The sequence below is a fragment of the Staphylococcus sp. IVB6240 genome (assembly GCF_025558425.1).
Classification (GTDB): Bacteria; Bacillota; Bacilli; order Staphylococcales; family Staphylococcaceae; genus Staphylococcus.
In genome coordinates this window covers 1496397-1520266 of record NZ_CP094718.1, presented here as the reverse complement: position 1 = coordinate 1520266, position 23870 = coordinate 1496397, and the positions used below count along the sequence as shown (strand labels likewise).

Genomic DNA, 23870 nt, shown 5'->3' with positions numbered 1-23870 from the left:
GAGGAGGTCATCATATGTCAAGAGAAGAAAAATTACAACAATATGCGCAGTTATTAGTACGTGTTGGAATGAATGTTCAACCAGGACAACCTGTATATATTCGTTCATCAGTGGATGCAGTTGATTTTACAAGACGCATTGTTAAAGAAGCATACGAAGCGGGTGCCTCTGATGTGCGTGTGAAATATAGAGATCCAACATTAAAACGTTATGCATATCTATATGAACCACTTGAATTCTTTGAACAGGAAGTCAAAGATTACGATGTGAATGAACGTATGGACTATGCGAACCGTGGGGCAAGTAATCTTTCATTATTATCAGAAGATCCAGATTTACTGAATGGTATCGACTCAGATAAATTAAAAGCAACACAATTACGCTATGGGCAAGCATTCAAGCCGTATATGATTCAGTCACAAAAAAATGCGTTTCCATGGCTTGTGGCAGCTTATCCATCTGTGGATTGGGCTAAAAGAGTCTACCCAGAGTTAGATGATCAAGCTGCATTCGATACATTTTTAGATGATATTCTTGCTATTGTACGTGTGGACGGTAATGATCCAGTTGAAAATTGGCGTGTACATACAGAGCAATTGAAAGAAAGAGCTGCATGGTTAAATGACAAAGCATACCAAGCGTTGCATTTTGTATCAAAAGGGACAGACCTACGTATTGGTTTACCAGACAATCATATTTGGGAAGAGCCAACTAGCTATACACCAGACGGTCAAGCCTTTGTTGCCAATATACCAACTGAAGAGGTATTTACAGCACCACATCGTGAGCGTGTGGATGGCTATGTATCAAATACGTTGCCATTAAGCTATAATGGTACGATTATTGATGGATTTAAGTTAACATTTGAACAAGGTCATGTCGTTGACTTTGAAGCGGAGAAAGGTGAAGAAGTATTACGTTCTTTATTAGAAACAGACGAGGGTGCACGTCGACTTGGTGAAGTCGCACTTGTACCAGATGATTCACCGATTTCAAATCGTAATACCATCTTCTATAATACGTTATTTGACGAAAATGCATCTTGCCATATCGCCCTTGGTTCAGCTTATGCTTTTAACCTTAAAGGCGGTACAGAGATGGATGACGAAACACTCGAAAAACATGGTCTTAATGACTCATTAACACATGTCGACTTTATGATTGGCAGTGCTGACTTAAATATTTATGGTGTGAGCGCAGATGGCCAGGAAGAACCTGTATTTGAAAATGGCAACTGGGTTACTTTAAATTAATTGAGGTGCAAAGATGACAGTAAATAAAAAATCGATGAGAGAATCAAAAACGTATAAATCACGTCAAGTTTTCCCTCAAGATACCAATCACTTGGGTACGCTATTTGGTGGCACGCTCATGGCAAATATTGATGAAATTGCAGCAATTTGTGCAATGAAACATGCGAATAATACAGTCGTAACGGCATCAACAGACTCAGTCGACTTTTTACTGCCGATTAAAAATGGCGATATTGTCACGTACATTGCAATGGTGACTTATTCTGGTAAGTCTTCAATGGAAGTATGTGTTCAAATTATGATTGATGACATTTATAAAGGAAAGCATCAGCTAGCAGCTTTGAGCTTTTTAACTTTTGTCGCATTGGATGAATCGGGGAAACCGACACCCGTTGCTGAAGTCTATCCTGAAACAGACATCGAGCGCTGGTTCCATGAAACAGGGGAAGCGCGTGTGAAACGTCGCAAGGAACGTCGTGAAGAAAGTAAAAAGACAATTCAATTTTTATCAGATATTAATCAAAATCAGTAATATCATACAAAAAGGGCACGAACTTAGTTCAACTAAATTCGTGCCTTTACTTTATCTATTTTGGAGATGCATTTGTTTTTCTAAAGCTTTGAAGTCTTCTTGAGGATAATACATATTTTTTACTAATACGTTTGGTCCTAGACAACGGACGTGTGGACAATGGCAGTTAAGACTTTTTGATAATGGGGATGAGAGCCATTTATCAAATACGGATGTGAGTGTATCAGTCTGGATATTCGCTAATGTACCTGTTTCGTCACCAAAGTCTGTGACGATTACATTGCCTGTGAATACGTTGACATTTAATCGACTACGCCCATCTGGGTCATTACGCATTGTAACATTCGGTGCCAGTTGAAGTCTTTGACGTAGTAACGCATCCTTCTCATCATCTAGGCATGGGAAGATCGGCAGTGTACCAAAAAGCATCCATACATTAGGGTCGCGAATATCAAGTAGATGATGAATCGCTTCTTTCATTTCTCCGAGTGATAGGACTTCTAGTTGGCTAGCAAAATCAGCTGGATACATTGGATGGATTTCATGACGTTGACATTTCATAACGTCCACAACTTCTCTATGAATTTTCTCTAGATAAGGTGCTGTTTGCTTATTTAACATGGTTTCTGCTGAGATAAACATACCTTGTTCGCTCAATGCTTGTGCGTTGCTTAACATTTGATCAAACAAACGTTTACGCGCTTCTAACGGTGGCTTTTTCTCCATTGCACCGAAACCAACTTCAGTGAAAGTATCAATGGTTCCCCAGTTATGTGATATATGCATGACATCAATATATTCAGCAATATCTAAATATCGGTCGAGTAGCAATGTTAAGTTCGAGTTCATTTGAACATAGATACCACGCTGTTTCGCATATTGTAAGAGTGGTTTGACGACTTCACGAATCGATTTTTTTGAAAACATGGGCTCTCCACCAGTAATTGAAATCGTACGAAGTGTCGGAATTTCATCAAGGCGTTTTAGAATGAGTGACATTGGAAGGGGATTGGGATCACGTGTTTGAAGTGTATAACCAACCGCACAGTGGCTACAACGCATATTGCACAGGTTTGTTGTTGTGAATTCGACATTGCTAAGTGTGAGTTGTCCATGTTGCTCAATATCACGATATGGTTCCCAAGGATCATTGCTCATTGTTATTTTTTTCTTTAAGCTGCTTTTTAAAGCCATTTTCCAATTCCTTCTTTCTTAGGCGCTATCTATTTTAAATAGAATTAAATATGTAAATGTGTTCACGATAATTTATTTTCCATTTCTTCAACTTATTTGTCAAATGAATCTTTAGCGATAAATAGCAACAATGTAACACAGTACATTTTAAAACTTTATTTTTAAATTGTGTGTGGATTTGTTATGATTAAATCGAGAAAGCTATCATAAACAGTCAGTTATTCGGCTTTGAAAAATGAGATATTACAGTTAAATAAAAGGAGATTATCACGACATGAAAGAACCACAAACAATCAATCAAGTAAAAGAACGCTTATCACAATTTATTGAAGAAATGTCACATGTAAATCCAGATGAAGTGGAAGTGGCAGATATTGATGAATGGATTGCTTTGTTAGACCAACTTGAAGAGAAAGTAAATCAATTACGTCATTAATTAAAAATTTCATAAATATATGTTTAAAATGATTCAAACTTGGTTATATATGAATCATAATGAACAGAAGAAAGGTGAGTAATAATGACGAAACAAGTCGCAGTATTATTAGCAGATGAATTTGAAGATATCGAGCTTACAAGTCCAGCAGAAGCGATTGAAGCAGAAGGACATAAAGTAGTGATTATCGGTGACACACAAGGTGCGACGATTAATGGTAAGCACGGTGAGAAAGCTGTTGCAGATGTAAGTATTGCTGATGCAAAACCAGAAGATTATGACGCCTTACTATTACCTGGTGGATTTTCACCTGACCATTTACGTGGCGATGCAGAAGGACGCTATGGCAAATTCGCATCACACTTTATGACAGCTGATTTACCAGTATTTGCAATCTGTCATGGACCTCAAATTTTAATCGACACAGATGCATTAACAGATAGAACAGTGACAGCTGTACTTAATGTACGTAAAGACTTACAAAATGCAGGTGCAAAAGTTGTAGATGAATCTGTTGTAGTTGACCGCAACATCGTAACAAGCAGAACACCTGATGATTTAGATGATTTCAATCGTGAAATTAAAAATCAATTAAAATAATAGCAATATATAGCCAAACGCGGTACTTGAATTGTATCGTGTTTGGCTTTTTTAGTGTGTCCATTTCTTTTTTACAATGCAGTATAGAAGCGGATGCAGTGGTTTCATATCATCTCTTGAATATTCTGTGACCTATATATGAAATTCTTTGTATGATTCTTTTCGAGTTACGATGCGCTTTTAATAGTTCTTTAACTTCAGGATATTGTTTTTTGTATTGAAATGGAACTGACTGGAGGTTAAGTCCTTATAATGAATAATCAAAATATGCCACAAAAATCAAGTTTTGATAATGTTTAAAGTGTGCAATGCTATAAAAACAGCGCATGTAACAGATATAAATGTTGCATGCGCTGGTAAATATATGACTATCATTCTACAAAATCATTACGTGACTATAAGAAACGTTTAACGGCTGTTGACATAGGTGGTAGTTCATCAAGTACAACTTTACCATCTTCAGTTAAGCTACGGTATGCCCATTTAGCATAATTTTTAGCTTCTTCTGGTAAGATTTTACCAGGGAGTGGGGCAGCATTTGGATCTACATATACATTTACAATGACAGGTTTATGCTGTTGAACGGCTGTTTGAACGACAGCATCGATGTCTTCAGGATCTTTTAGTGTATAGCCGATACCACCACTTAATTCAGCAAATTTCGCAAAGTCCATATCACTAAACGAAATACCATATTCAAGTTCTCCAGCTGCCTGCTGTTCATATTTAATGAATGATAACTCTTGGTTGTTTAGGACGAAAATGACCATTGGCAGATGGTATTGAACGGCTGTGGCAAAATCTTGCATGACCATTTCAAACGCACCATCACCAGTAATGGCAATCACTTGACGTTCAGGGAATGCAATGCGTGATGCGATGGCAGTTGGAAGCGCAACGCCCATTGTACCAAGCCAACTAGATGTAATGAAGTGATTGCTCGTTGATAGGTTCAAGTATCTAGTTGACCAAACAGTAGATGTTCCGACATCTGTTGCAATAACGCTATCAGGTGTGATCACTTTATTAATCGCATCCATCAAACGTTCTGGGCGAATTGGTTGTGCTGTATTTTGACGATCTTCTTGCATCCATTGATCCCAAGTTTCTTTGTGATCGAGCATTTCATTTAAGAATGGTCGTTTTTCAACTGTATCGACAGCATCAGTTAGTAATCGTAATGCTGCTTTTGTATCACCAATGATAGGTGCATCAATATTGAATCTATGACCAATGGTATCTGGGTCAATGTCGATTTGTATCGCTTTAATATCTTTTTTAGGAAGATAATCCACATACGGATAGTTCGTACCGATTAAAATCAGCAAGTCAGCACTTTGCATCGCCTGGTAGGATGGTTTTGTACCGATTTTCCCAATATTACCTAAGTTGTATGGATGATCATCACTTACAACTGTTTTGGCTGGAAGTGTGACCATTGTTGGGATCTTAAATTTTTCAATAAATGCACGCACTTCATCTTTGGCATGTTTTGCACCTAAACCAACTAATGCGACAGGTTTTTTACTGTTTTTAAGTAATGATGCCGCATTTTCAATTTGATGGTTAGGTGTATCTTGAACCTTCATAAATTCACGGTTGACCGTTTTAGGGAATGCATCTTCAATTTTAGTATTTAAGATATTATTCGGTAAAGTGAGTACGGCCACACCATTTTTTTCATAAGCTGTGTGAATCGCTTCATCAACAATGTCAAAAATACGAGGGGCATCGCTATCTTTGAGTTGATAATTATATACAGCGACATCTTCAAACAAGTGAGGTAAGTTCACTTCTTGGAAAGCTTTTGTGCCGAGTTTATCACTATCTGCTTGTCCTGCTAAGACAAGTTGAGGCACATGATCCATTTTGGCATCATACATTCCATTTAAAAGATGAATGGCGCCAGGACCACCGATGCTCAATGCAACACCGATTTTTCCAGTTAATTTTGTATAGGCAGCAGCAGATAAGCTCGCTACCTCTTCGTGACGGACATGTACAAACTTAATACGTGATTCCGCTGCTTTTAGTCCATCGACAACAGCATCGATGGAATCGCCTGGAATACCGTAAACATGATCAATATCCCAAGCCTCTAGTGCGCGAATCAATCCCATGTTCGCTTTTACTTTAGTCATATGACATACTTCCTTTCTTTAAATAAGGCTACTAGTTGTATACCCGGTTTCTTAAGAATTAAGGCATAGGTAATATAACTGTTTATGTGCCTATGTTAACACTGATGATGAAATATCGTTTTGTATTTGCTCGAACAAATGGCGAAACGATGTCATATGGAATCGCTCGTACTCATGCTAGAGACTGATTTTGAGCAGATAGTATAGATTAAACAACAAAGACTTGATAAACTTTGATTAATAAGACTAGAGAAAGTAGGTCATCATGCATGAGGAGATCTGACCGAACACAACGCCATCAGCAAGTATATTCTAATAACGAACCTCACTATAATACGTATTATCGACCAGTTGGGACACCCCCTAATAAAAGAAGACCGAGACGTATTTTTCGTTCTACGCTTTTTATCATCGTTATCATTGCTTTATTATTTGTTGGACTGATGTTCTTTCTATCACAAAGAGCAGATGTATCGGATTTATCCCAAATTGAACAAAAAGCAACCTATGTAGATGCAGAGTCAATGCCAAGTTATACGACCGGTGCCTTTATTGCGGTTGAAGATAGACGTTTTTATAAACATCATGGGGTTGATTTTAAAGGAAGTATTCGTGCCATTTTTTCATCCATAAAAGATCCGGATCAATTACAAGGTGGCAGTACGATTACACAACAGTTGGTAAAGAATTATTATTATGACAATCAACAGACCATGACGCGTAAGCTAAAGGAAGTGTTTGTCGCATGGCGTGTAGAGGATGAATATGATAAAGAAGAAATACTTAGCTATTATTTAAACAATATCTTTTTTGGAGATAATAGTTACACGATAGAATCAGCTGCCAACTATTACTTCGGGACAACAACGGATATGAATAATCCTAATCTTTCACAAATCACAGTCCTACAAAGTGCAATACTCGCCAGTAAAGTGAATGCGCCTTCTGTTTATCAGGTGAATGATATGTCACCTTCATTTGTGAATCGCACAAAATCAACACTAGAAAAAATGAAACAACAAGGTTATATTTCAGAAACACAATATACGGAGGCACTCCAACAATTGGGTGCTTGGTAAAACATTGTCACTGACGCAAATCCTACTCAACAATGATTTATTCAAACTGAGTAGGGTTTCTTTTTATCGTTAGATGGATAAACCACGTAATACTTTAGGAAATAATCAATGTTGTTCTAAAGGGAGTGGGACAGAGGTTGGGACAAAAGTGCTTAGGATTTGAGCAGAACCGAACGATGAGCAAAATTGCTTTTCAAATTTTTCCGAAATCGTGGCAGTTCTGCCGAAAATCCTGCTTTTGGGACACCGTTTGAAATGAGGTTGTGAGAGAAGCGTTTAGAATTTGAGCAGAATTCGAGCGATGAGTAAAATCGCTTTTCAAATTTTGCCGAAATCGTGGCAGTTCTGCCGAAAATTCTGCTTCTCGAACACTGACAATCGGTTTCCCAGAGCACAAATTTATTATGTCTCAACCCCATCGTCCCACCCCGGCAAAGGTGACTAGAAGTTTTCCCAAAGTTTTCAAAAACGCATTTTCACTTCAGACACCTACTGCCACTAAACTTATTTCTACATTCAAAAGGAAGGAGCTGAGCACTATGTCCTAGCTCCAATCAAATATGAAGCATCGAATTCTTTTATGCCTCAATCATTATCAATTATGAATATTTCTATTATAATAAACAGATATAAGATCAATTGGAGGAGAGGTGACTTATGCCAACGATTACAAAAATTGAAGTTCAGAAAAAAAATCAAGAACGTTTTAACCTATATATTGATGGTGCATTTAAAGAAGGTATTTCGATGGATACGCTTGTTGAGCTTAACTTAAAAAAAGGCGATCAAGTGGATGAAGCGCGGCTCGAACGCATTTTAGAACGTGAACATCAACAACAAGCGAATAATGATGCGATTCAATATCTGTCATATCGAAAGCGCACACGTCACGAAATCAGTTCACATTTAGCTGGAAAAGATTATTCAGAAACAGTGATTGCTCAGGCCATTGCGTATTGTGAGCGGCTGCGTTTAATCGATCATGAAGACTATGTAGAAAGTCTAAAAAATACGATGCTACGAACGACAGACAAAGGGCCAGAAATCTTCCTTCAAAAGTTATACAAAGCAGGCATTGAGGCACCTTTGATTGAAGCGGGAGTTGCGCGGTATAAGGAAGAACAAAGTTTGGAATGTGTTTGCCAAATTGCAGATAAAATTAAACGTCAAAAGAAGGGGCCAAATGCGAAAGTAAGACAACATGTTCAGCAGTCACTCATGCAAAAAGGTTATCATATGGATACGATTCATTCAGTTGTTGATATGCTTGATTTTGAACAAGATCCAGAAATCATTGATAACTTGTTGCAACGAGATCTAGAGAAAATTTATAATAAATATCAGAAGCGATACAGTGGGCATCATCTCACTATGAAAACCATGGAAGCCCTCGTGCGAAAAGGGTATACATATGATGATGTTCAACGAAAAATAAGAGAGAGTGGTATTGAAGATGCATAACAAACGTTTAAGCGAAATGGACCGTCAAGAAATCTTTCACGAGATACAAACATATAAGGAAAAAATGCGTAAAGCTGAAATGAATGGTATTATGAATGAATATGATGTCTATGCGAATAAAGTAGTCATCGCAGAGAGCTATTTAATCAACCCCGATGATGTTGAAATTGGTAAAATATATCCACTTCAAGATGGAACAGAAGATCATTTTAAAGTGGAACGTCTTAAAGGCGTATTTGCTTGGGGTTACCGTTTGAACAGTGTGCGATTTGAAGAAGGTTTACCACTGTCATTATTAAAATTGTAAAAGAGGTTTACGCGGATGAGCAATGCAAGTGTTTTGAAGATGATTAATGTTACGCATTATTATCGTAATCAAAAGAAGCAAAATGTGTTAAAGCCTTTTAGCTATCAGCCTGAAGATATTGAATTAAATAATATTACCTTACATATTTATCAAGGAGAAGCATTGGGAATTATTGGTGAGGAAGGCTCATCAAAATCACTCGTAGGCGAGATACTTGCTGGAACAGTTTTACCTGATAAAGGGCGTGTCGTTCGAAATGCCTCACTGTTTTATGCGAATATGAATCAAAAAACAGCTGAAAGTGTACGTGTGATAGATTATATCAATGATGTCATTCAGTTATATGAATTTGAAACACCTGATCATAAGGCGATACAAATACTTAAGTATGCCCATTTATCCGATCATAAGCATGACTTAATTCGTGACTTAACGGATGAACAGTATGCACAGTTAATGTTTAGTTTGGCGCGCTCATCAGATGCAGAAATTGTGATTTTAAGTCATATTCTAACGTATTTAGATGAATCATTTTTTGAAAAAGCAAAAGAAATGGTAATAGATTATGTGAATGATGAACTGACTTGGATTGCGATTGATAATGATGTTGATAAGATTAGAGCGGTAAGTAACTATATTGTGTGGATTTCTCACGGTCAATTGCGAAAAGAAGGCTATGTGAAACAGATTATCCCTACATTCACACAACACATACAAGATAAGATGAGTATCACATCAGAAGAATCATTGCGTCATTTCGATGAAGATTGGAAACGCAACCGATCTAGAATGCCAGAACTGACATATAACTTTAAACGTATTGAACGATATCATCATGCGCAGCCGCCTGCGTTTTTAACACGTATTTGGACTTGGACTGCTATCTTTATTGGTGGCATGGTTATTTCAGGTTTGTTGATATTTAATGATCTAGGGAAGTTAGATGCCTCGCAATTTTCAACACAAAATTCACTCACAGAACAATCTGAAGATACGTACACAGACAAGCTTGCATATGGGATTGTAAAAGCGGATAAAGCAACATTGACAGCACTAGATCATAAAGGTGCTAACATTCATGTACCACATCACGCTGTTATTACAATTACGGGTGAAAATAAGCGAACGTATCGTGTGACAGATAGTGATAAAACATATCAGGTTGCCAAAGATAAAATTCACTATTTTAATCCTTCAGCCTTATATAAAGAACTTGAAAGAGAAGAACTTGAGCCTTATATGGACCAAAGTTACATTAATTATGTCGATTACTTTAATGCTGAATTGCATAACGATCATGATGATGTTAATGAGCAACTCGTTCCTAAAAAGAAAAATCGTTATGTTGAGCCGATTTTGGAACAACCTATTTCAATGTTATTCAACGATCAAAATCAATTGATTGGCTACCGTTTTCCAATTGATTTGGAAAAAGTGTTAAAAGAAAAATATCATATTGATGAAGATATCTGGACAGCTAAGACGGAAGCTGGATATTTTATTGCTGACTTTAAGGCACATCAATGGATCTTTATAGAATTGTAGGTGAGAGTGTGTTAGAGCGTTTCATTCGTTTTTTTCATGAGATTCCACGTTTTTTTCGATATGCACAGTATCGTGTTTTGATGCATAAAAGCTGGGTGGCGTTATTGTTTTTAGTCAGTGCTTTAATGATGTTTGTGACAAAGTTATTTTTCAAATTGTTCGGAACGATTGATGTGACACAAGCAGCAGTAAACTACCGTCTGACAGGTCTTATAACATTTTCTGTGATCGTATTGGGCATCTACAATAATTATCGTCTATTTCCAAGAGATTACTATGTAACAAGACACTTTAACAGTAGCCCATTTTTACATGTGGTTATGTCAGGTGCAATTTACAGCCTAACATTATTTCTGCTGATGGTGATTATGATTATTATAAAACCGATCAATACCGATACAACTTGGTTTGGTGTGATATTTTATAGTATGATGAGCTTGTTTTTTGTGATTACCTTATCGTTTTTACTTGGTGTCATTCGCATGCTATATGCAAAACTAAATCAATTATTCCTCATTGTTTCAGCAATTACATTGTTACTATTACCTGTTTTTTATTTACCAGAAAAATTATCTGGTGTCGTGAAACATTTGTTAATGTTGAACCCCTTATATTATTTGGTAAATGGTATGCAACAATCGGTCATTGTCGGGCATGATGCAGTAAACCATCTAGGATATCATTTATACTTTTTATGTTTCATGGGTCTGATGGTTGTATTCAGTTTTGCATTGAGAGATTATGTCACACAATTAAAACCAAACGAACATACACAAAGTGGTTCAAAGCATATAGAAAAAGAAAATGATACAGTTACAGAATAAAAGAGATAAAACCCCGATAGCCTTCAATGTATGATTGAGGCCGATCGGGGTTTCTACGTTAGTGTGCATATAATTTTTTCATTAACTTGTCTTCACTAAACACCCAACCTGTAAATGAGTGTAAGACATGAAGCTCTTTGTCCAAGTGTGCAATTGCCACAAATTGATAATGTCCATTTTTTAGATAACGTAAATCAATCAAGCGTAGTTCGATTGTTTCATCATCAATATATTCGATATGCCAACGATAAATAGATGAGAAGTTTAGGAAGGCACGAATATTAGGATCAACACGAACAGGTTGCATAATATCAATGTCAGGAAGTGCCTGACGTTTCACTTTGTCACTGAAAACAATATTACGTCCGTAACTTCTGCCGACATAATCATATTCTTCTGTCTGTATAGCAATACGCCACTGCATAAAACGAATCGTTGGTGCAACAAAGACTTTGGTTGGTTTTCCTAAATGTTGCACTTGGTTCAAAGCTTGTTTTTTGAGCCAATCTCTCATCACAAAACGTAAAATATAGTAGGCGATGAGTATGACTAAGACCGAACCGAATACCGGATATGGGTGTCCGCCTAACGTCCATATCATAATTGCTACTAGTAAAATGACGAAAATAATAGGGTCAAAGGTATTGATGACACTCAATTGTATCCATTTATTTGAGAAGGGGCGTAATGCCTGTGTGCCATATGAATTAAAAATATCTACAAAAACATGTAAGAAAACAGCCAGTTGCGCCCACATCCAGATGTGAAGTGGTGGCACGCCCGATACAAAGATATACGTTAAAAATGTAATCAGAAGTGGCCATAATAATGTAAAAGGAATAGAATGTGTAATGCCTCTATGATGTGTAATATATGTTGCGTTATTTTTTAATTTTAGTACAGTATCTATATCAGGAATTAAAGATCCTGCGATAATGACAGTAGCAGATGCAGCAAAGTGGTCTGTCAGTGTTGGGTCTGTTGTTGCAAGTGCTGTTAACCCGACACCGATTGCAATGTGTGTTGCTGTGTCCATTTATCTCACTCTTTTCAAGGGTTCTTAATATAATTATAAGGGAAAAATTGTAGGAACTAAACTATTTAACGTATATAAAGGAGTCATTTATGTATTTAGAAGAGACATTTAAGGCGTCATTGATCAACTGGTTTGATGAACATCAACGTCAAATGCCGTGGCGTGAAACGACGAACCCGTATTATATTTGGGTGAGCGAAGTCATGTTACAACAAACACAAGTAGATACCGTGCGCAGTTATTATCAAAGATTTATTGAAGATTTTCCTACAATAGAAGATCTTGCAAACGCTGATGAAGATGATGTATTAAAGCGTTGGGAAGGACTCGGCTATTACAGTCGTGCGCGTAACTTCCATACTGCAGCAAAAGAAGTAGTCGAAAAATATGATGGTGTGGTGCCGAAAGATCCAGATGCATTTCTTGCTTTAAAAGGAGTAGGGCCATATACCCAAGCAGCTGTTATGAGTATTGCTTTTGATCTACCACTCGCAACGGTAGATGGCAATGTTTTTCGAGTGTGGTCACGATTAAACGATGACGCACAAGATACCGCACTTCAAAAGACTAGAAAGGCGTATGAGCAAGACTTACTACCTTATGTACAGTCGCAATCTGGAACGTTCAATCAAGCGATGATGGAGTTAGGTGCACTGATATGTAGCCCAACAGATCCTCTTTGTATGTTTTGTCCAGTTATGGAACATTGTGAAGCTTATGCGAAGGGAACGGTTTTGCAACGTCCGGTTAAGACAAAGAAACAAAAGAAAACATTGCATCGATTACAGGTGTTATATATTGAAGATGAAGCGGGGAATATGTTGCTAGAACAACGAGATCAAAGTTTATTGCGAGGAATGTGGCAATTTCCGATGTATCCAGCTGAAACTTCACATGCAGAGATTGAGCAAGAATTTGATCATCATATTATCATTGATGAAGATCCAAGTTTTCAATTAAAGCATCAATTTACGCATAGAACATGGGATATTACCGTCTATCGTGCCAAAGTGACTGACCATCATATCGGTGGTAATCCATTTCGTCATTGGATACCGTGTGCTGACAAAAAACGATATACTTTCCCTGTACCGATGACTAAAATATTTAATGCTATGCATCAAGCTGATTAATTAAGTCCTTTTAGGGAATATGCTATAATAATTGAGTATTTGTAAAGACGTAAAAACATGATAAAAAGGTGGTGTAACAAGTGGTTAAATCGAGCATTCCGAAAGAGGGAACGTCAATCAAAATCCAATCATATAAGCATGATGGCAATATACATCGTGTTTGGTCCGAAACAACAATTTTAAAAGGGACGGAAGATGTCGTGATTGGAGGTAATGACCACACACTTGTTACTGAGAGTGATGGGCGTACGTGGGTCACACGTGAACCTGCAATTGTGTACTTTCACTCAGAGTACTGGTTCAACGTCATCTGTATGTTTCGTGAAGACGGTATATACTACTACTGCAATCTGTCATCGCCTTTCGTATGTGATGAAGAAGGATTGAAATACATTGACTATGATCTAGATATCAAAGTTTATCCGAATGGCAAATACCATTTGTTAGACGAAGATGAGTATGAACAACATATGCAACAGATGAACTATTCTAAAGAAATTGATACGATTTTACGTGCGAATGTTGATATTCTTCAACAGTGGATTGAACATAAGAAAGGGCCGTTTGCACCGGATTTCATTAAAGTATGGCGCAATCGATTTCAAAAAATAAAAAACAGATAGCATTCATGAATGGGGCGTAAGGGGTTATGTCAAAGCGTATGAAATGACACTCCTTACCCCCATCCGTTTGTTTAAATACAATAAATGAGGTTGGGGCAAAAGCGCTTAGGAATTGAGCAGAATCAGAGCAATGAGAAAAATCGCTTTTTGATTTTGTGGAATTGCGAAATTCTGTCGAAAGTCCTGCTTCTTGAACACTGACAATCGGTTTCATAGAGCACAAATTTATTATGTCCCAATCAATTTATATAAATTAAAATTTACAATTGAATATAGGGAGGTACCAGTATGATTAGACGCTATCTTGAGTTTGTAAAACCTTATAAGTGGCTTATTTTCGGAACCATTATCGTAGGTATACTCAAATTTGGCATACCATTATTAATTCCATTATTGATTAAATATGTCATTGATGATGTTATTAATAACGGTGCATTAAGTGTTTCAGATAAATATACACAACTGATGATTGCAATGGGAATTGCGGCATTTATTTTTGTCATTGTACGACCGCCGATTGAATTTTTAAGACAGTACATGGCACAGTGGACAAGTAATAAAATTTTATATGACATTCGTAAAAAACTTTACGATCATCTACAAGCACTCAGTTCACGCTTTTATGCAAATAATAAAGCAGGTGAAGTCATTTCACGTGTAATCAATGACGTGGAACAAACAAAAGATTTTATTTTAACTGGATTAATGAATATCTGGTTAGATTGTATTACCATCATTCTTGCTTTATCTGTGATGTTCTTCTTAGACGTCAAATTAACATTTGCAGCGATTATTGTCTTACCGTTTTATATTTTAACGGTTTACTTCTTTTTTGGTCGCTTGCGTGAATTAACACGCCAACGTTCACAAAAATTAGCCGAAACACAAGGCTTTTTACATGAACGTGTGAATGGTATGGCTGTGATTAAAAGTTTTGCGATTGAGGACAATGAAGCGAAAAACTTTGATAAGCGCAATACGAACTTCTTAAATAAAGCTTTTCGTCATACACGTTGGAATGCGTATTCGTTTTCAGCAATTAACACAGTGACAGATATAGGACCATTAATCGTTATCGGTTATGGGGCTTATCTTGCCATCTCAGGCAACGTCACAGTCGGGACACTTGCAGCATTTGTAAGTTATCTTGAACAATTGTATGGTCCGTTACGTCGTCTAGTTTCATCTTTTACAACGTTAACGCAAAGTTTTGCATCTATGGATCGTGTATTCCAATTATTTGATGAACCTTATGACATTAAAAACTTACCGAATGCACAACCTTATAAAATTGACCGTGGAGATATCAGCATTCATAATATTTCTTTCCGATATAACGAAGACGAACGAGATGTATTAAAAAATATTAATCTTGATATTAAACATGGTGAAACCGTCGCATTTGTAGGGATGAGTGGGGGAGGTAAATCAACCTTAATCACATTGATCCCTCGTTTCTATGATGTGACTTCAGGAGATATTACGATTGATGGCCATCCAATTCAAGACTTTGAAACGGGTAGCTTGAGACGTCAAATCGGTATGGTACAACAGGACAATATTTTATTCTCAGATACAGTAAAAGAGAATATTTTATTAGGACGTCCGGATGCAACATTTGAAGAAGTGGTAGCAGCTGCTAAAATGGCAAATGCACATGACTTCATTATGACTTTACCGAATGGCTATGATACGGAAGTCGGTGAACGTGGTGTGAAATTATCAGGTGGACAAAAACAACGTCTATCTATTGCACGTATTTTCTTAAACGATCCACCTATATTAATCTTGGATGAGGCAACAAGTGCACTTGACCTTGAAAGTGAAGCCATTATCCAAGATGCACTTGAAACGTTAAGTCATGATCGTACAACATTAATTGTGGCACATAGACTCTCAACAATAACACATGCAGACCGTATCGTTGTGATTGAGAATGGTCAAATTGTTGAAAGTGGTTCACATGTAGAGCTAATGCAACGACAAGGTGCTTATCAACGACTTTACAATATTCAAAACTTATAATACGAAAAAACCGTCCAGGAGATATTGCCTCCCGGACGGTTTTGTTATAGATCGAAATCTTCTTCTAAAATGTCGATTTCAGGATCATTTGCATGGTATTTAAAATAACTAATGCTTAAACGATTTAAATGTTCCAAGTTATATCGATATTCCTCTAATGCAGAAATCACATGAATAATATTACGATATGAATATTCCTCTTGATTAGGATGGTTTGTCACTTCTTCTTGAAAAGCATCCATTAGCTCTTTTTTTAAAGGATTAGGAATTTTTTCAGACATTTCTGGTACATTGAACTTTGCCTTCTTCGTAATACTAATCAAAATCTGTTCGTGAAATTGTGTTAACTCATCAATTTCTAATTTCATTTGTAAACGGAATGTATCACTCAAATGTGCTATATCATTCTGATAGCGATTCATACGCTTCAACACATCATATGCATCACGAGTTGAAAGAACCATTTCTTTAAATAAAATTTTCTTTCTGGTAAGTGCATAACGCTGTTTTTTAGTAAATGGGCGCTCTTCCTTGTAATACTCTAATAATTGCTCTAAGTTTACAATGCGCTGTCGTAAAACTTCTAAGTCAGTCTTAACATGATTAAACTCCGTTGCATCATTGAGGACAAGTTTAAACCACTTAAAAATATCAGTCGTAATATGCAATGAATTATAGTAAATTTTAGTTTCAAACTTTGGTGGTAGGAATGTGAGGTTCACTATAAATGAACTGAGTACACCGATCATCACCAAAGTAAATCGATAGAATGCTGATACATAAAATGAACCGTCATGTTGTCCCATAATAATCAAAGCAGTCACTGTTGCTAATGTCGCAACGTGTGCAATGTTTAATTTGTATAGTAGGGCGATTAATAAGATGACCGTTGCACCCATGATTAACATATTGTTACCAAAGACCGTGACCATTGCTACAGCCAATAAGGCACCAATAATGTTCCCTTGAAACTGGTCGATAATCGTTTTAAAGGTTCGATAAACACTTGGTTGCATTGCGACGACAGCGGCAATTCCCGCCACCGTGACCATACCTGCTTCAGTCGGTAAGAGTGAAGCAACAGCCACTGCTAAAATAATCGCAATACCTGTTTTTAAAATTCTTGCTCCTAATTTCAAATAATAGCGCTCCTTTTATCATAGTCCAATCGTTACTAAGTATGCGGAGTAGTTTTTATCTATGTTATAAGCATATTTTAGTAACCGTCAATCTTTTTGTTGCAGAATGTGGCAATGATGAAACGCCATTTCTTATTCTCGTTTATAGTTGTTGAAAAGCGTAATCTGCAGCGGCTAATGTTTTGTCGATATCTTCCTCAGTATGTTCTGTTGTTAAGAACCATGCTTCATATTTTGAAGGGGCTAGATTAATGCCTTGATTCAACATCAGTTTGAAGAACTTCGCAAAAACTTCACCATCAGATTGATCCGCTTGCTCATAGTGTGTCACTTTTTCGTCTGTAAAGTAGACTGTTAAAGCGCCTTTTACACGGTTGATTGTCGCTTTAACTTGATATTTATCGATTGAAGCTTGTAAGCCTTTTTCTAACTTTTCACCTAAGCGGTCCAGTTCTTCATAAACACCCGGTTGTTCTAGCACTTCTAGTAAAGCGATACCCGCTTTCATTGAGAGTGGATTACCAGCCATTGTTCCAGCTTGATAAGCGGGTCCTAGTGGTGCGACTTGTTCCATAATATCTTGACGGCCACCATAGCCACCGATTGGTAAACCGCCGCCGACGATTTTACCAAATGCTGTTAGGTCAGGGTAGACACCTAATAAGTCTTGTGCTGCACCGTAGTGGAAACGGAAAGCTGTAATGACTTCATCATAAATAACAAGACCACCATATTCATGTGTCACTTCATTAACTTGTTCTAGGAAGCCAGGTTGAGGTTCCACCATACCAAAGTTACCAACGATTGGTTCAACTAAAACACCTGCTACTTGATCACCCCAGTGTGCCATCGCTTCTTTGAATGCATCAATATCATTGAATGGCACTGTAATGACTTCTTGGGCAACACTTTGTGGGACACCTGCAGAGTCAGGAGAACCTAACTGAGAAGGGCCACTACCTGCCGCAACTAATACTAAGTCTGAGTGACCGTGATAGCATCCGGCAAACTTGATGATTTTATCTCTTCCTGTGTAAGCACGTGCGACACGAATTGTTGTCATTACAGCCTCTGTACCAGAGTTGACGAAACGCATTTTTTCAAGTGACGGAATGGCTTCACGTAATTTCTTAGCAAATTCAATTTCTAATTCTGTAGGCGTACCATATAAAACACCAAGAGCCGCTTGTTCTTGAATTGCTTTTGTAATATGTGGATGTGCATGTCCCGTAATAATTGGGCCATATGCTTGCAGATAGTCGATATATTGATTGCCGTCGACATCATAAAAATAAGCACCTTTTGCAGATTTCATAACAACGGGTGCACCACCGCCCACTGCTTTATACGATCTAGAAGGGGAGTTTACACCACCTAAAATATATTCGTTAGATTGTTGTTGCAGTTGTTCACTTTTAGTAAAGTCCATCTTTACTTCAACCTCTTTCTATTTAATCTTTTTCCTTATTATCGTATCATAATTGTAACTAAAATAAGAGAGGGATATCTATGTTACAAAAAGGAATGCCTTTTCCAGAATTTACATTAAAGAATCAAGATGGAGAAGACGTATCAAAAGAAGCATTAAAAGGTAAGAAAGCTATTCTTTATTTTTATCCACGAGACAACACACCGACATGCACAACAGAAGCGTGTGATTTTAGAGATAATTTAGCGTACTTTAATGATTTAAATGTAGAAGTCTATGGTATCAGTGGAGATTCACAACGCAAACATCAAAATTTTATTAATAAGCATGAATTGAATTTTGATTTATTGGTTGATGAAGATTATCAATTATCAGAAGCGGTCGGCGTTTATCAATTAAAAAAATCATTTGGTAAAGAATCTATGGGTATTGTGAGAACGACGTTTGTATTGGATGAATCGGGGAATATTATAGATGTTATTGAAAAAGTGAAGGTAAAAGAACAGATTGCCCAATTAAAAGAAATATTGGAGGGATAGCCATATGTTAGTTGTGAGCTTAATGCGTTTAGGGGATGAGGAAGTGGTATTGCGTGAACAATTTCCCGATGTTACATTCCAATTTTTTAAACATCCTGGTGAATTACCTACACATGTACAGGAAGAAATGGACGTTTTAATTTCATATCATGGTGCCGTGGATGAGGCATTTATTGATGCAGCACCTAAACTTAAATGGATTGCGTGGTATGCAACGGGGGTCAATAGCTTACCATTAGAAAAGCTTCAAGAACGAAATATCAAGCTGACAAATGGGAAAGGTGTCCATGCTCAACAACTTAGCGAATGGTTATTTGCCTTTATATTGGATGATTACAAACAACTTAAAGCTGCATATGAAGAACAGCAAAGTAAAATATATAATAGAAAACGAACAGGTAAAACTTTAGAAGATACAATGATATTATTTTTAGGAACAGGTGTCATCCCACAACGCGCTGCACAAATTGCTAAAGTATTTGGAATGGAGACGATTGGTTTAAACATTTCAGGACGTACTGTTGATTATTTTGATAAAACCTATTCAATAGATGAAAGAGAAGCGGTTTTTAATCAGGGGGATATTATTGTCAACGTCTTACCTGAAACAAAAGAAACACAAAGCTTGTTGCAAGTTTCTGATTTTAAAGCAATGAAAGATGACGCGCTTTTTATTAATTTAGGTAGAGGATCTATTGTTAGCACAGAAACTTTAGTACATGTCTTAAATGAGAAATTGATTCGCGCAGCTTACTTAGATGTATTTGAAGAAGAACCGCTACAACCAGATTCACCACTATACGAACTAGATAACGTGATCTTAACAAGTCATATTACTGGTAATGGAACAAACAATAAAACGAAAGCAACAAGTATATTTAAGCGTAATCTTTACGCTTTTCTCAATGAGGGAGAACTAATTGAGAATGAAGTGGACTTAAATAAGGGATATTAGTATTTCCATTGACATTACATTAGAAAAAGACGTATATTATTGTTAAGTAATAATTATTCTTATTTGGAAAGAAAGGTGAAAAAATATGCATGCAGAATTGGAAACACAACACGAACATGAACATCAATTGGAAGAATCTATTGCTTCATTAAGAAAAGCAGGTGTTCGTATTACACCACAGCGACAAGCGATTCTTAAGTTTCTGATTAAGGTTGATACACATCCAACTGCTGACGAGATTTATCAATCTTTATCACCTGATTTTCCTAATATTAGTGTTGCAACGATATACAATAACTTAAAAGTCTTCAAAAAAATAGGGATTGTCAAAGAGCTTACATATGGTGATGCATCAAGCCGTTTTGATTTCGATACACATAATCATTATCATGTGATATGCGAAAAGTGCGGTAAAATTGTCGACTTTCATTATCCATTATTAAGTGAGGTTGAACAGTTGGCACAACATGTGACGAACTTTAATGTTTCACATCATCGTATGGAAATTTACGGTATTTGTGAGTCTTGCCAACAGTCGGAAGAAAATAAATAATCATCTTTAATATATGTCACTTCTTTCAAAGTATTACTTATATAGAAAGAAGTGACTTTTTTATGGCGTATTGCTAGAAGTGTGAAGAGAATCTTTGAAAAAGTTCTCTTTTGAGATGCTGATTATTTTATTACTGGTGTACGGAAATATAATAGTATGTTGATATTTAAGTAGGGGGAGGGGAATGGAGAAGTATCTCTTTTGATAGAAGGTAAGATTTAAGAAAATTGAATGGTGAGTAATATTGCTTTTAAATGTCAGTGGATTTTTGCAACCTTTGTTGAAAGTGTTACGTTTGTATTGCTTTTGATGAACAGTTTTTAACTTTAAGTCCTTACTATAATGATTATTTTATTTTTTGATTGTTAGTATTTATGAGGAAATTGATTTTTTGATCTAAATAGAGTTTTTGGATTGGTTTTGAAGTAAAAAGATGAAATGAATGCTAGTTATAAATTTAAATAGTAGTTGGGGAACGTTTGTTTAATTGAGCTTAATTGATTATTTAGATAAATATGATCAAGATATGATTCAATCGATTGAAATTGATGATGTAATTAGTATGGTGTTTATACTTTTTTGCTTGGCAAATCTGATACATTTGGGTTAATAAAGGTCGATATAAAGGGTGATTTAAATCAAATTAACTCTAAAGGTGTTTGATTTCTTTAGTATGGTAATTTTAGTATAAAAAACCTTGAAAATATTATTGACGTTTCCTTTATAGCTTGATAAGATATAGCAGTCGTCGAAAGAAAGCAGTTAAAAACACAGATTTAGATGCTTTTAAAATAAATCAATAAAGTGTAAAATTAACTCTTGAATAATCTTCCGATAAAATATAAGATGGTTATTGTTGAAAAGAACAAAACATTTCAACAAGGAATCAAAACTGATTACGAAAAAAACTTAAAAAAAGTAGTTGACACAACGAAAACGATTAAGTATAATAAATAATCGTAACAGCAAAAAATGAACATTGAAAACTGAATGACAATATGTCAACGTTAATTCCGATAATTTAAGTACTCAGAGTAGTACTTTCAAGAGTGATTGACTTAAACAATCAAACGAGCTAATCAAGCTTACTTCTTTTATGGAGAGTTTGATCCTGGCTCAGGATGAACGCTGGCGGCGTGCCTAATACATGCAAGTCGAGCGAACAGACGAGGTGCTTGCACCTCTGACGTTAGCGGCGGACGGGTGAGTAACACGTGGGTAACCTACCTATAAGACTGGAATAACTTCGGGAAACCGGAGCTAATGCCGGATAACATATTGAACCGCATGGTTCAATAGTGAAAGACGGTCTTGCTGTCACTTATAGATGGACCCGCGCCGTATTAGCTAGTTGGTAAGGTAACGGCTTACCAAGGCGACGATACGTAGCCGACCTGAGAGGGTGATCGGCCACACTGGAACTGAGACACGGTCCAGACTCCTACGGGAGGCAGCAGTAGGGAATCTTCCGCAATGGGCGAAAGCCTGACGGAGCAACGCCGCGTGAGTGATGAAGGTCTTCGGATCGTAAAGCTCTGTTATTAGGGAAGAACAAACGTGTAAGTAACTGTGCACGTCTTGACGGTACCTAATCAGAAAGCCACGGCTAACTACGTGCCAGCAGCCGCGGTAATACGTAGGTGGCAAGCGTTATCCGGAATTATTGGGCGTAAAGCGCGCGTAGGCGGTTTTTTAAGTCTGATGTGAAAGCCCACGGCTCAACCGTGGAGGGTCATTGGAAACTGGAAAACTTGAGTGCAGAAGAGGAAAGTGGAATTCCATGTGTAGCGGTGAAATGCGCAGAGATATGGAGGAACACCAGTGGCGAAGGCGGCTTTCTGGTCTGCAACTGACGCTGATGTGCGAAAGCGTGGGGATCAAACAGGATTAGATACCCTGGTAGTCCACGCCGTAAACGATGAGTGCTAAGTGTTAGGGGGTTTCCGCCCCTTAGTGCTGCAGCAAACGCATTAAGCACTCCGCCTGGGGAGTACGGTCGCAAGACTGAAACTCAAAGGAATTGACGGGGACCCGCACAAGCGGTGGAGCATGTGGTTTAATTCGAAGCAACGCGAAGAACCTTACCAAATCTTGACATCCTTTGACCGCACTAGAGATAGTGTTTTCCTCTTCGGAGGACAAAGTGACAGGTGGTGCATGGTTGTCGTCAGCTCGTGTCGTGAGATGTTGGGTTAAGTCCCGCAACGAGCGCAACCCTTGAGCTTAGTTGCCATCATTAAGTTGGGCACTCTAAGTTGACTGCCGGTGACAAACCGGAGGAAGGTGGGGATGACGTCAAATCATCATGCCCCTTATGATTTGGGCTACACACGTGCTACAATGGACATTACAAAGGGCAGCAAAACCGCGAGGTCAAGCAAATCCCATAAAGATGTTCTCAGTTCGGATTGTAGTCTGCAACTCGACTACATGAAGCTGGAATCGCTAGTAATCGTAGATCAGCATGCTACGGTGAATACGTTCCCGGGTCTTGTACACACCGCCCGTCACACCACGAGAGTTTGTAACACCCGAAGCCGGTGGAGTAACCATTTGGAGCTAGCCGTCGAAGGTGGGACAAATGATTGGGGTGAAGTCGTAACAAGGTAGCCGTATCGGAAGGTGCGGCTGGATCACCTCCTTTCTAAGGATAATATACGGATATCACCTTTAGGTGATAAGCGGATTAACGTGACATATTGTATTCAGTTTTGAATGCTCATTATTGAGGATTCAAAAATATAAATGGGCCTATAGCTCAGCTGGTTAGAGCGCACGCCTGATAAGCGTGAGGTCGGTGGTTCGAGTCCACTTAGGCCCACCATTTAAAATTTTAATACCTTTTGGGGGCTTAGCTCAGCTGGGAGAGCGCCTGCTTTGCACGCAGGAGGTCAGCGGTTCAATCCCGCTAGTCTCCACCATTTAAATTAAAACTTAAATGATGAAAATTGTACATTGAAAACTAGATAAGTAAGTATAAATGATTTTACCAAGCAAAAACCGAGTGAATAGCAAAAGCTTGAAACTAAAAATTATCGCTAGTCGTCAAATGACGACTCACATAAT

General features: G+C 37.4%; 20 protein-coding genes, 2 tRNA genes and 1 rRNA gene. 18 read left to right on the top strand and 5 right to left on the bottom strand.

The features are described 5' to 3' along the window. Window positions 1-14 precede the first annotated feature (14 nt). Together MUA88_RS07535 and MUA88_RS07530 are read left to right on the top strand one after the other, a co-directional pair. Window positions 15-1253, top strand: a complete 1239-nt coding sequence (locus MUA88_RS07535; protein WP_262605328.1) for an aminopeptidase — start codon at window positions 15-17, stop codon at window positions 1251-1253. 13 nt (window positions 1254-1266) lie between these two features. Next, window positions 1267-1785, top strand: coding sequence for an acyl-CoA thioesterase (locus MUA88_RS07530; protein WP_262603534.1), 519 nt, complete (start codon window positions 1267-1269; stop codon window positions 1783-1785). A 51-nt stretch (window positions 1786-1836) separates the two neighbouring features. On the opposite strand, the gene yfkAB is transcribed toward MUA88_RS07530, so the two are convergent. Further along, window positions 1837-2979 (bottom strand): radical SAM/CxCxxxxC motif protein YfkAB, encoded by a 1143-nt coding sequence (gene yfkAB, locus MUA88_RS07525; RefSeq protein ID WP_262605327.1) that lies wholly within the window; start codon window positions 2977-2979, stop codon window positions 1837-1839. A gap of 274 nt (window positions 2980-3253) precedes the next feature. Here yfkAB and MUA88_RS07520 point away from each other — a divergent pair, with 274 nt between their 5' ends. Together MUA88_RS07520 and MUA88_RS07515 are read left to right on the top strand one after the other, a co-directional pair. Continuing rightward, window positions 3254-3415, top strand: coding sequence for an SE1561 family protein (locus tag MUA88_RS07520; RefSeq protein WP_095117373.1), 162 nt, complete (start codon window positions 3254-3256; stop codon window positions 3413-3415). A gap of 84 nt (window positions 3416-3499) precedes the next feature. Then, window positions 3500-4015 carry a type 1 glutamine amidotransferase domain-containing protein gene (locus tag MUA88_RS07515; RefSeq protein ID WP_262605326.1) on the top strand — a complete coding sequence of 172 codons (516 nt, stop codon included), beginning with the start codon at window positions 3500-3502 and terminating at the stop codon, window positions 4013-4015. Between the two features lie 395 nt (window positions 4016-4410). Here MUA88_RS07515 and MUA88_RS07510 read toward each other — a convergent pair whose 3' ends face one another. Further along, window positions 4411-6156: a pyruvate oxidase gene (locus MUA88_RS07510; RefSeq protein ID WP_262603531.1), complete on the bottom strand. Its 1746-nt coding sequence runs from the start codon at window positions 6154-6156 to the stop codon at window positions 4411-4413. A gap of 269 nt (window positions 6157-6425) precedes the next feature. Between MUA88_RS07510 and sgtB the strand changes: the two genes are divergently transcribed. The 5 genes from sgtB (at window position 6426) to MUA88_RS07485 (ending at window position 11372) form a co-directional block, all read left to right on the top strand. Then, window positions 6426-7235, top strand: a complete 810-nt coding sequence (gene sgtB / locus MUA88_RS07505) for a monofunctional peptidoglycan glycosyltransferase SgtB (RefSeq protein WP_262605325.1) — start codon at window positions 6426-6428, stop codon at window positions 7233-7235. Between the two features lie 657 nt (window positions 7236-7892). Next, window positions 7893-8696: a recombination regulator RecX gene (gene recX / locus MUA88_RS07500; RefSeq protein ID WP_262605324.1), complete on the top strand. Its 804-nt coding sequence runs from the start codon at window positions 7893-7895 to the stop codon at window positions 8694-8696. Next, complete coding sequence (locus MUA88_RS07495) at window positions 8689-9003, top strand: YfhH family protein (RefSeq protein WP_262603528.1); 315 nt, start codon at window positions 8689-8691, stop codon at window positions 9001-9003. Before recX ends, MUA88_RS07495 begins: the two co-directional genes overlap by 8 nt. A gap of 15 nt (window positions 9004-9018) precedes the next feature. Next, window positions 9019-10548, top strand: coding sequence for an ATP-binding cassette domain-containing protein (locus MUA88_RS07490; protein WP_262603527.1), 1530 nt, complete (start codon window positions 9019-9021; stop codon window positions 10546-10548). Next, window positions 10527-11372 carry a teichoic acid translocation permease gene (locus MUA88_RS07485; protein ID WP_262603526.1) on the top strand — a complete coding sequence of 282 codons (846 nt, stop codon included), beginning with the start codon at window positions 10527-10529 and terminating at the stop codon, window positions 11370-11372. The genes MUA88_RS07490 and MUA88_RS07485 overlap by 22 nt, the downstream gene beginning before the upstream one ends. A gap of 58 nt (window positions 11373-11430) precedes the next feature. Here the strand turns inward: MUA88_RS07485 and MUA88_RS07480 are convergent, their stop codons facing one another. Further along, window positions 11431-12408: a metal-dependent hydrolase gene (locus MUA88_RS07480; RefSeq protein WP_262603525.1), complete on the bottom strand. Its 978-nt coding sequence runs from the start codon at window positions 12406-12408 to the stop codon at window positions 11431-11433. 89 nt (window positions 12409-12497) lie between these two features. Here MUA88_RS07480 and mutY point away from each other — a divergent pair, with 89 nt between their 5' ends. From mutY to MUA88_RS07465, 3 genes are all read left to right on the top strand, one after another. Further along, complete coding sequence (mutY, locus tag MUA88_RS07475; protein WP_262605323.1) at window positions 12498-13541, top strand: A/G-specific adenine glycosylase; 1044 nt, start codon at window positions 12498-12500, stop codon at window positions 13539-13541. An 80-nt stretch (window positions 13542-13621) separates the two neighbouring features. Beyond that, entirely contained in the window at window positions 13622-14164 is a 543-nt protein-coding gene (ntdP, locus tag MUA88_RS07470; protein WP_262603523.1) for a nucleoside tri-diphosphate phosphatase, read from the top strand. Between the two features lie 288 nt (window positions 14165-14452). Beyond that, entirely contained in the window at window positions 14453-16189 is a 1737-nt protein-coding gene (locus MUA88_RS07465; RefSeq protein ID WP_262605322.1) for an ABC transporter ATP-binding protein, read from the top strand. 44 nt (window positions 16190-16233) lie between these two features. Here MUA88_RS07465 and MUA88_RS07460 read toward each other — a convergent pair whose 3' ends face one another. Beyond that, a complete protein-coding gene (locus MUA88_RS07460; protein WP_262603521.1) occupies window positions 16234-17328 on the bottom strand; it encodes an FUSC family protein in 1095 nt (364 codons plus the stop codon). 142 nt (window positions 17329-17470) lie between these two features. Continuing rightward, window positions 17471-18757: a glutamate-1-semialdehyde 2,1-aminomutase gene (locus MUA88_RS07455; protein ID WP_262603520.1), complete on the bottom strand. Its 1287-nt coding sequence runs from the start codon at window positions 18755-18757 to the stop codon at window positions 17471-17473. A gap of 80 nt (window positions 18758-18837) precedes the next feature. On the opposite strand from MUA88_RS07455, the gene bcp reads away from it, so the two are divergent. From bcp to MUA88_RS07425, 6 genes are all read left to right on the top strand, one after another. Further along, window positions 18838-19296, top strand: a complete 459-nt coding sequence (bcp, locus tag MUA88_RS07450; RefSeq protein ID WP_262603519.1) for a thioredoxin-dependent thiol peroxidase — start codon at window positions 18838-18840, stop codon at window positions 19294-19296. A gap of 4 nt (window positions 19297-19300) precedes the next feature. Next, window positions 19301-20251: a phosphoglycerate dehydrogenase gene (locus MUA88_RS07445; protein ID WP_262605321.1), complete on the top strand. Its 951-nt coding sequence runs from the start codon at window positions 19301-19303 to the stop codon at window positions 20249-20251. Window positions 20252-20336: 85 nt separating this feature from the next. Next, a complete protein-coding gene (gene perR / locus MUA88_RS07440; protein ID WP_262603517.1) occupies window positions 20337-20804 on the top strand; it encodes a peroxide-responsive transcriptional repressor PerR in 468 nt (155 codons plus the stop codon). A gap of 1093 nt (window positions 20805-21897) precedes the next feature. Continuing rightward, a 16S ribosomal RNA gene (locus MUA88_RS07435) occupies window positions 21898-23448 on the top strand. A 103-nt stretch (window positions 23449-23551) separates the two neighbouring features. Further along, a tRNA-Ile gene (locus tag MUA88_RS07430) sits at window positions 23552-23628 on the top strand. Between the two features lie 21 nt (window positions 23629-23649). Next, window positions 23650-23725, top strand: a tRNA-Ala gene (locus MUA88_RS07425). Window positions 23726-23870 lie beyond the last annotated feature (145 nt).

Bases quoted from the DNA above. Each gene is read 5' to 3' on its own strand.
- MUA88_RS07495 (WP_262603528.1), top strand. From the start codon at position 8,689: ATGCATAACAAACGTTTAAGCGAAATGGACCGTCAAGAAATCTTTCAC.
- MUA88_RS07535 (WP_262605328.1), top strand. From the start codon at position 15: ATGTCAAGAGAAGAAAAATTACAACAATATGCGCAGTTATTAGTACGT.
- MUA88_RS07485 (WP_262603526.1), top strand. From the start codon at position 10,527: ATGGATCTTTATAGAATTGTAGGTGAGAGTGTGTTAGAGCGTTTCATT.
- MUA88_RS07445 (WP_262605321.1), top strand. From the start codon at position 19,301: ATGTTAGTTGTGAGCTTAATGCGTTTAGGGGATGAGGAAGTGGTATTG.
- MUA88_RS07520 (WP_095117373.1), top strand. From the start codon at position 3,254: ATGAAAGAACCACAAACAATCAATCAAGTAAAAGAACGCTTATCACAA.
- mutY (WP_262605323.1), top strand. From the start codon at position 12,498: ATGTATTTAGAAGAGACATTTAAGGCGTCATTGATCAACTGGTTTGAT.
- sgtB (WP_262605325.1), top strand. From the start codon at position 6,426: ATGAGGAGATCTGACCGAACACAACGCCATCAGCAAGTATATTCTAAT.
- MUA88_RS07455 (WP_262603520.1), bottom strand. From the start codon at position 18,757: ATGGACTTTACTAAAAGTGAACAACTGCAACAACAATCTAACGAATAT.
- recX (WP_262605324.1), top strand. From the start codon at position 7,893: ATGCCAACGATTACAAAAATTGAAGTTCAGAAAAAAAATCAAGAACGT.
- MUA88_RS07490 (WP_262603527.1), top strand. From the start codon at position 9,019: ATGAGCAATGCAAGTGTTTTGAAGATGATTAATGTTACGCATTATTAT.
- bcp (WP_262603519.1), top strand. From the start codon at position 18,838: ATGTTACAAAAAGGAATGCCTTTTCCAGAATTTACATTAAAGAATCAA.
- MUA88_RS07530 (WP_262603534.1), top strand. From the start codon at position 1,267: ATGACAGTAAATAAAAAATCGATGAGAGAATCAAAAACGTATAAATCA.
- perR (WP_262603517.1), top strand. From the start codon at position 20,337: ATGCATGCAGAATTGGAAACACAACACGAACATGAACATCAATTGGAA.
- MUA88_RS07480 (WP_262603525.1), bottom strand. From the start codon at position 12,408: ATGGACACAGCAACACACATTGCAATCGGTGTCGGGTTAACAGCACTT.
- MUA88_RS07510 (WP_262603531.1), bottom strand. From the start codon at position 6,156: ATGACTAAAGTAAAAGCGAACATGGGATTGATTCGCGCACTAGAGGCT.
- MUA88_RS07515 (WP_262605326.1), top strand. From the start codon at position 3,500: ATGACGAAACAAGTCGCAGTATTATTAGCAGATGAATTTGAAGATATC.
- MUA88_RS07465 (WP_262605322.1), top strand. From the start codon at position 14,453: ATGATTAGACGCTATCTTGAGTTTGTAAAACCTTATAAGTGGCTTATT.
- yfkAB (WP_262605327.1), bottom strand. From the start codon at position 2,979: ATGGCTTTAAAAAGCAGCTTAAAGAAAAAAATAACAATGAGCAATGAT.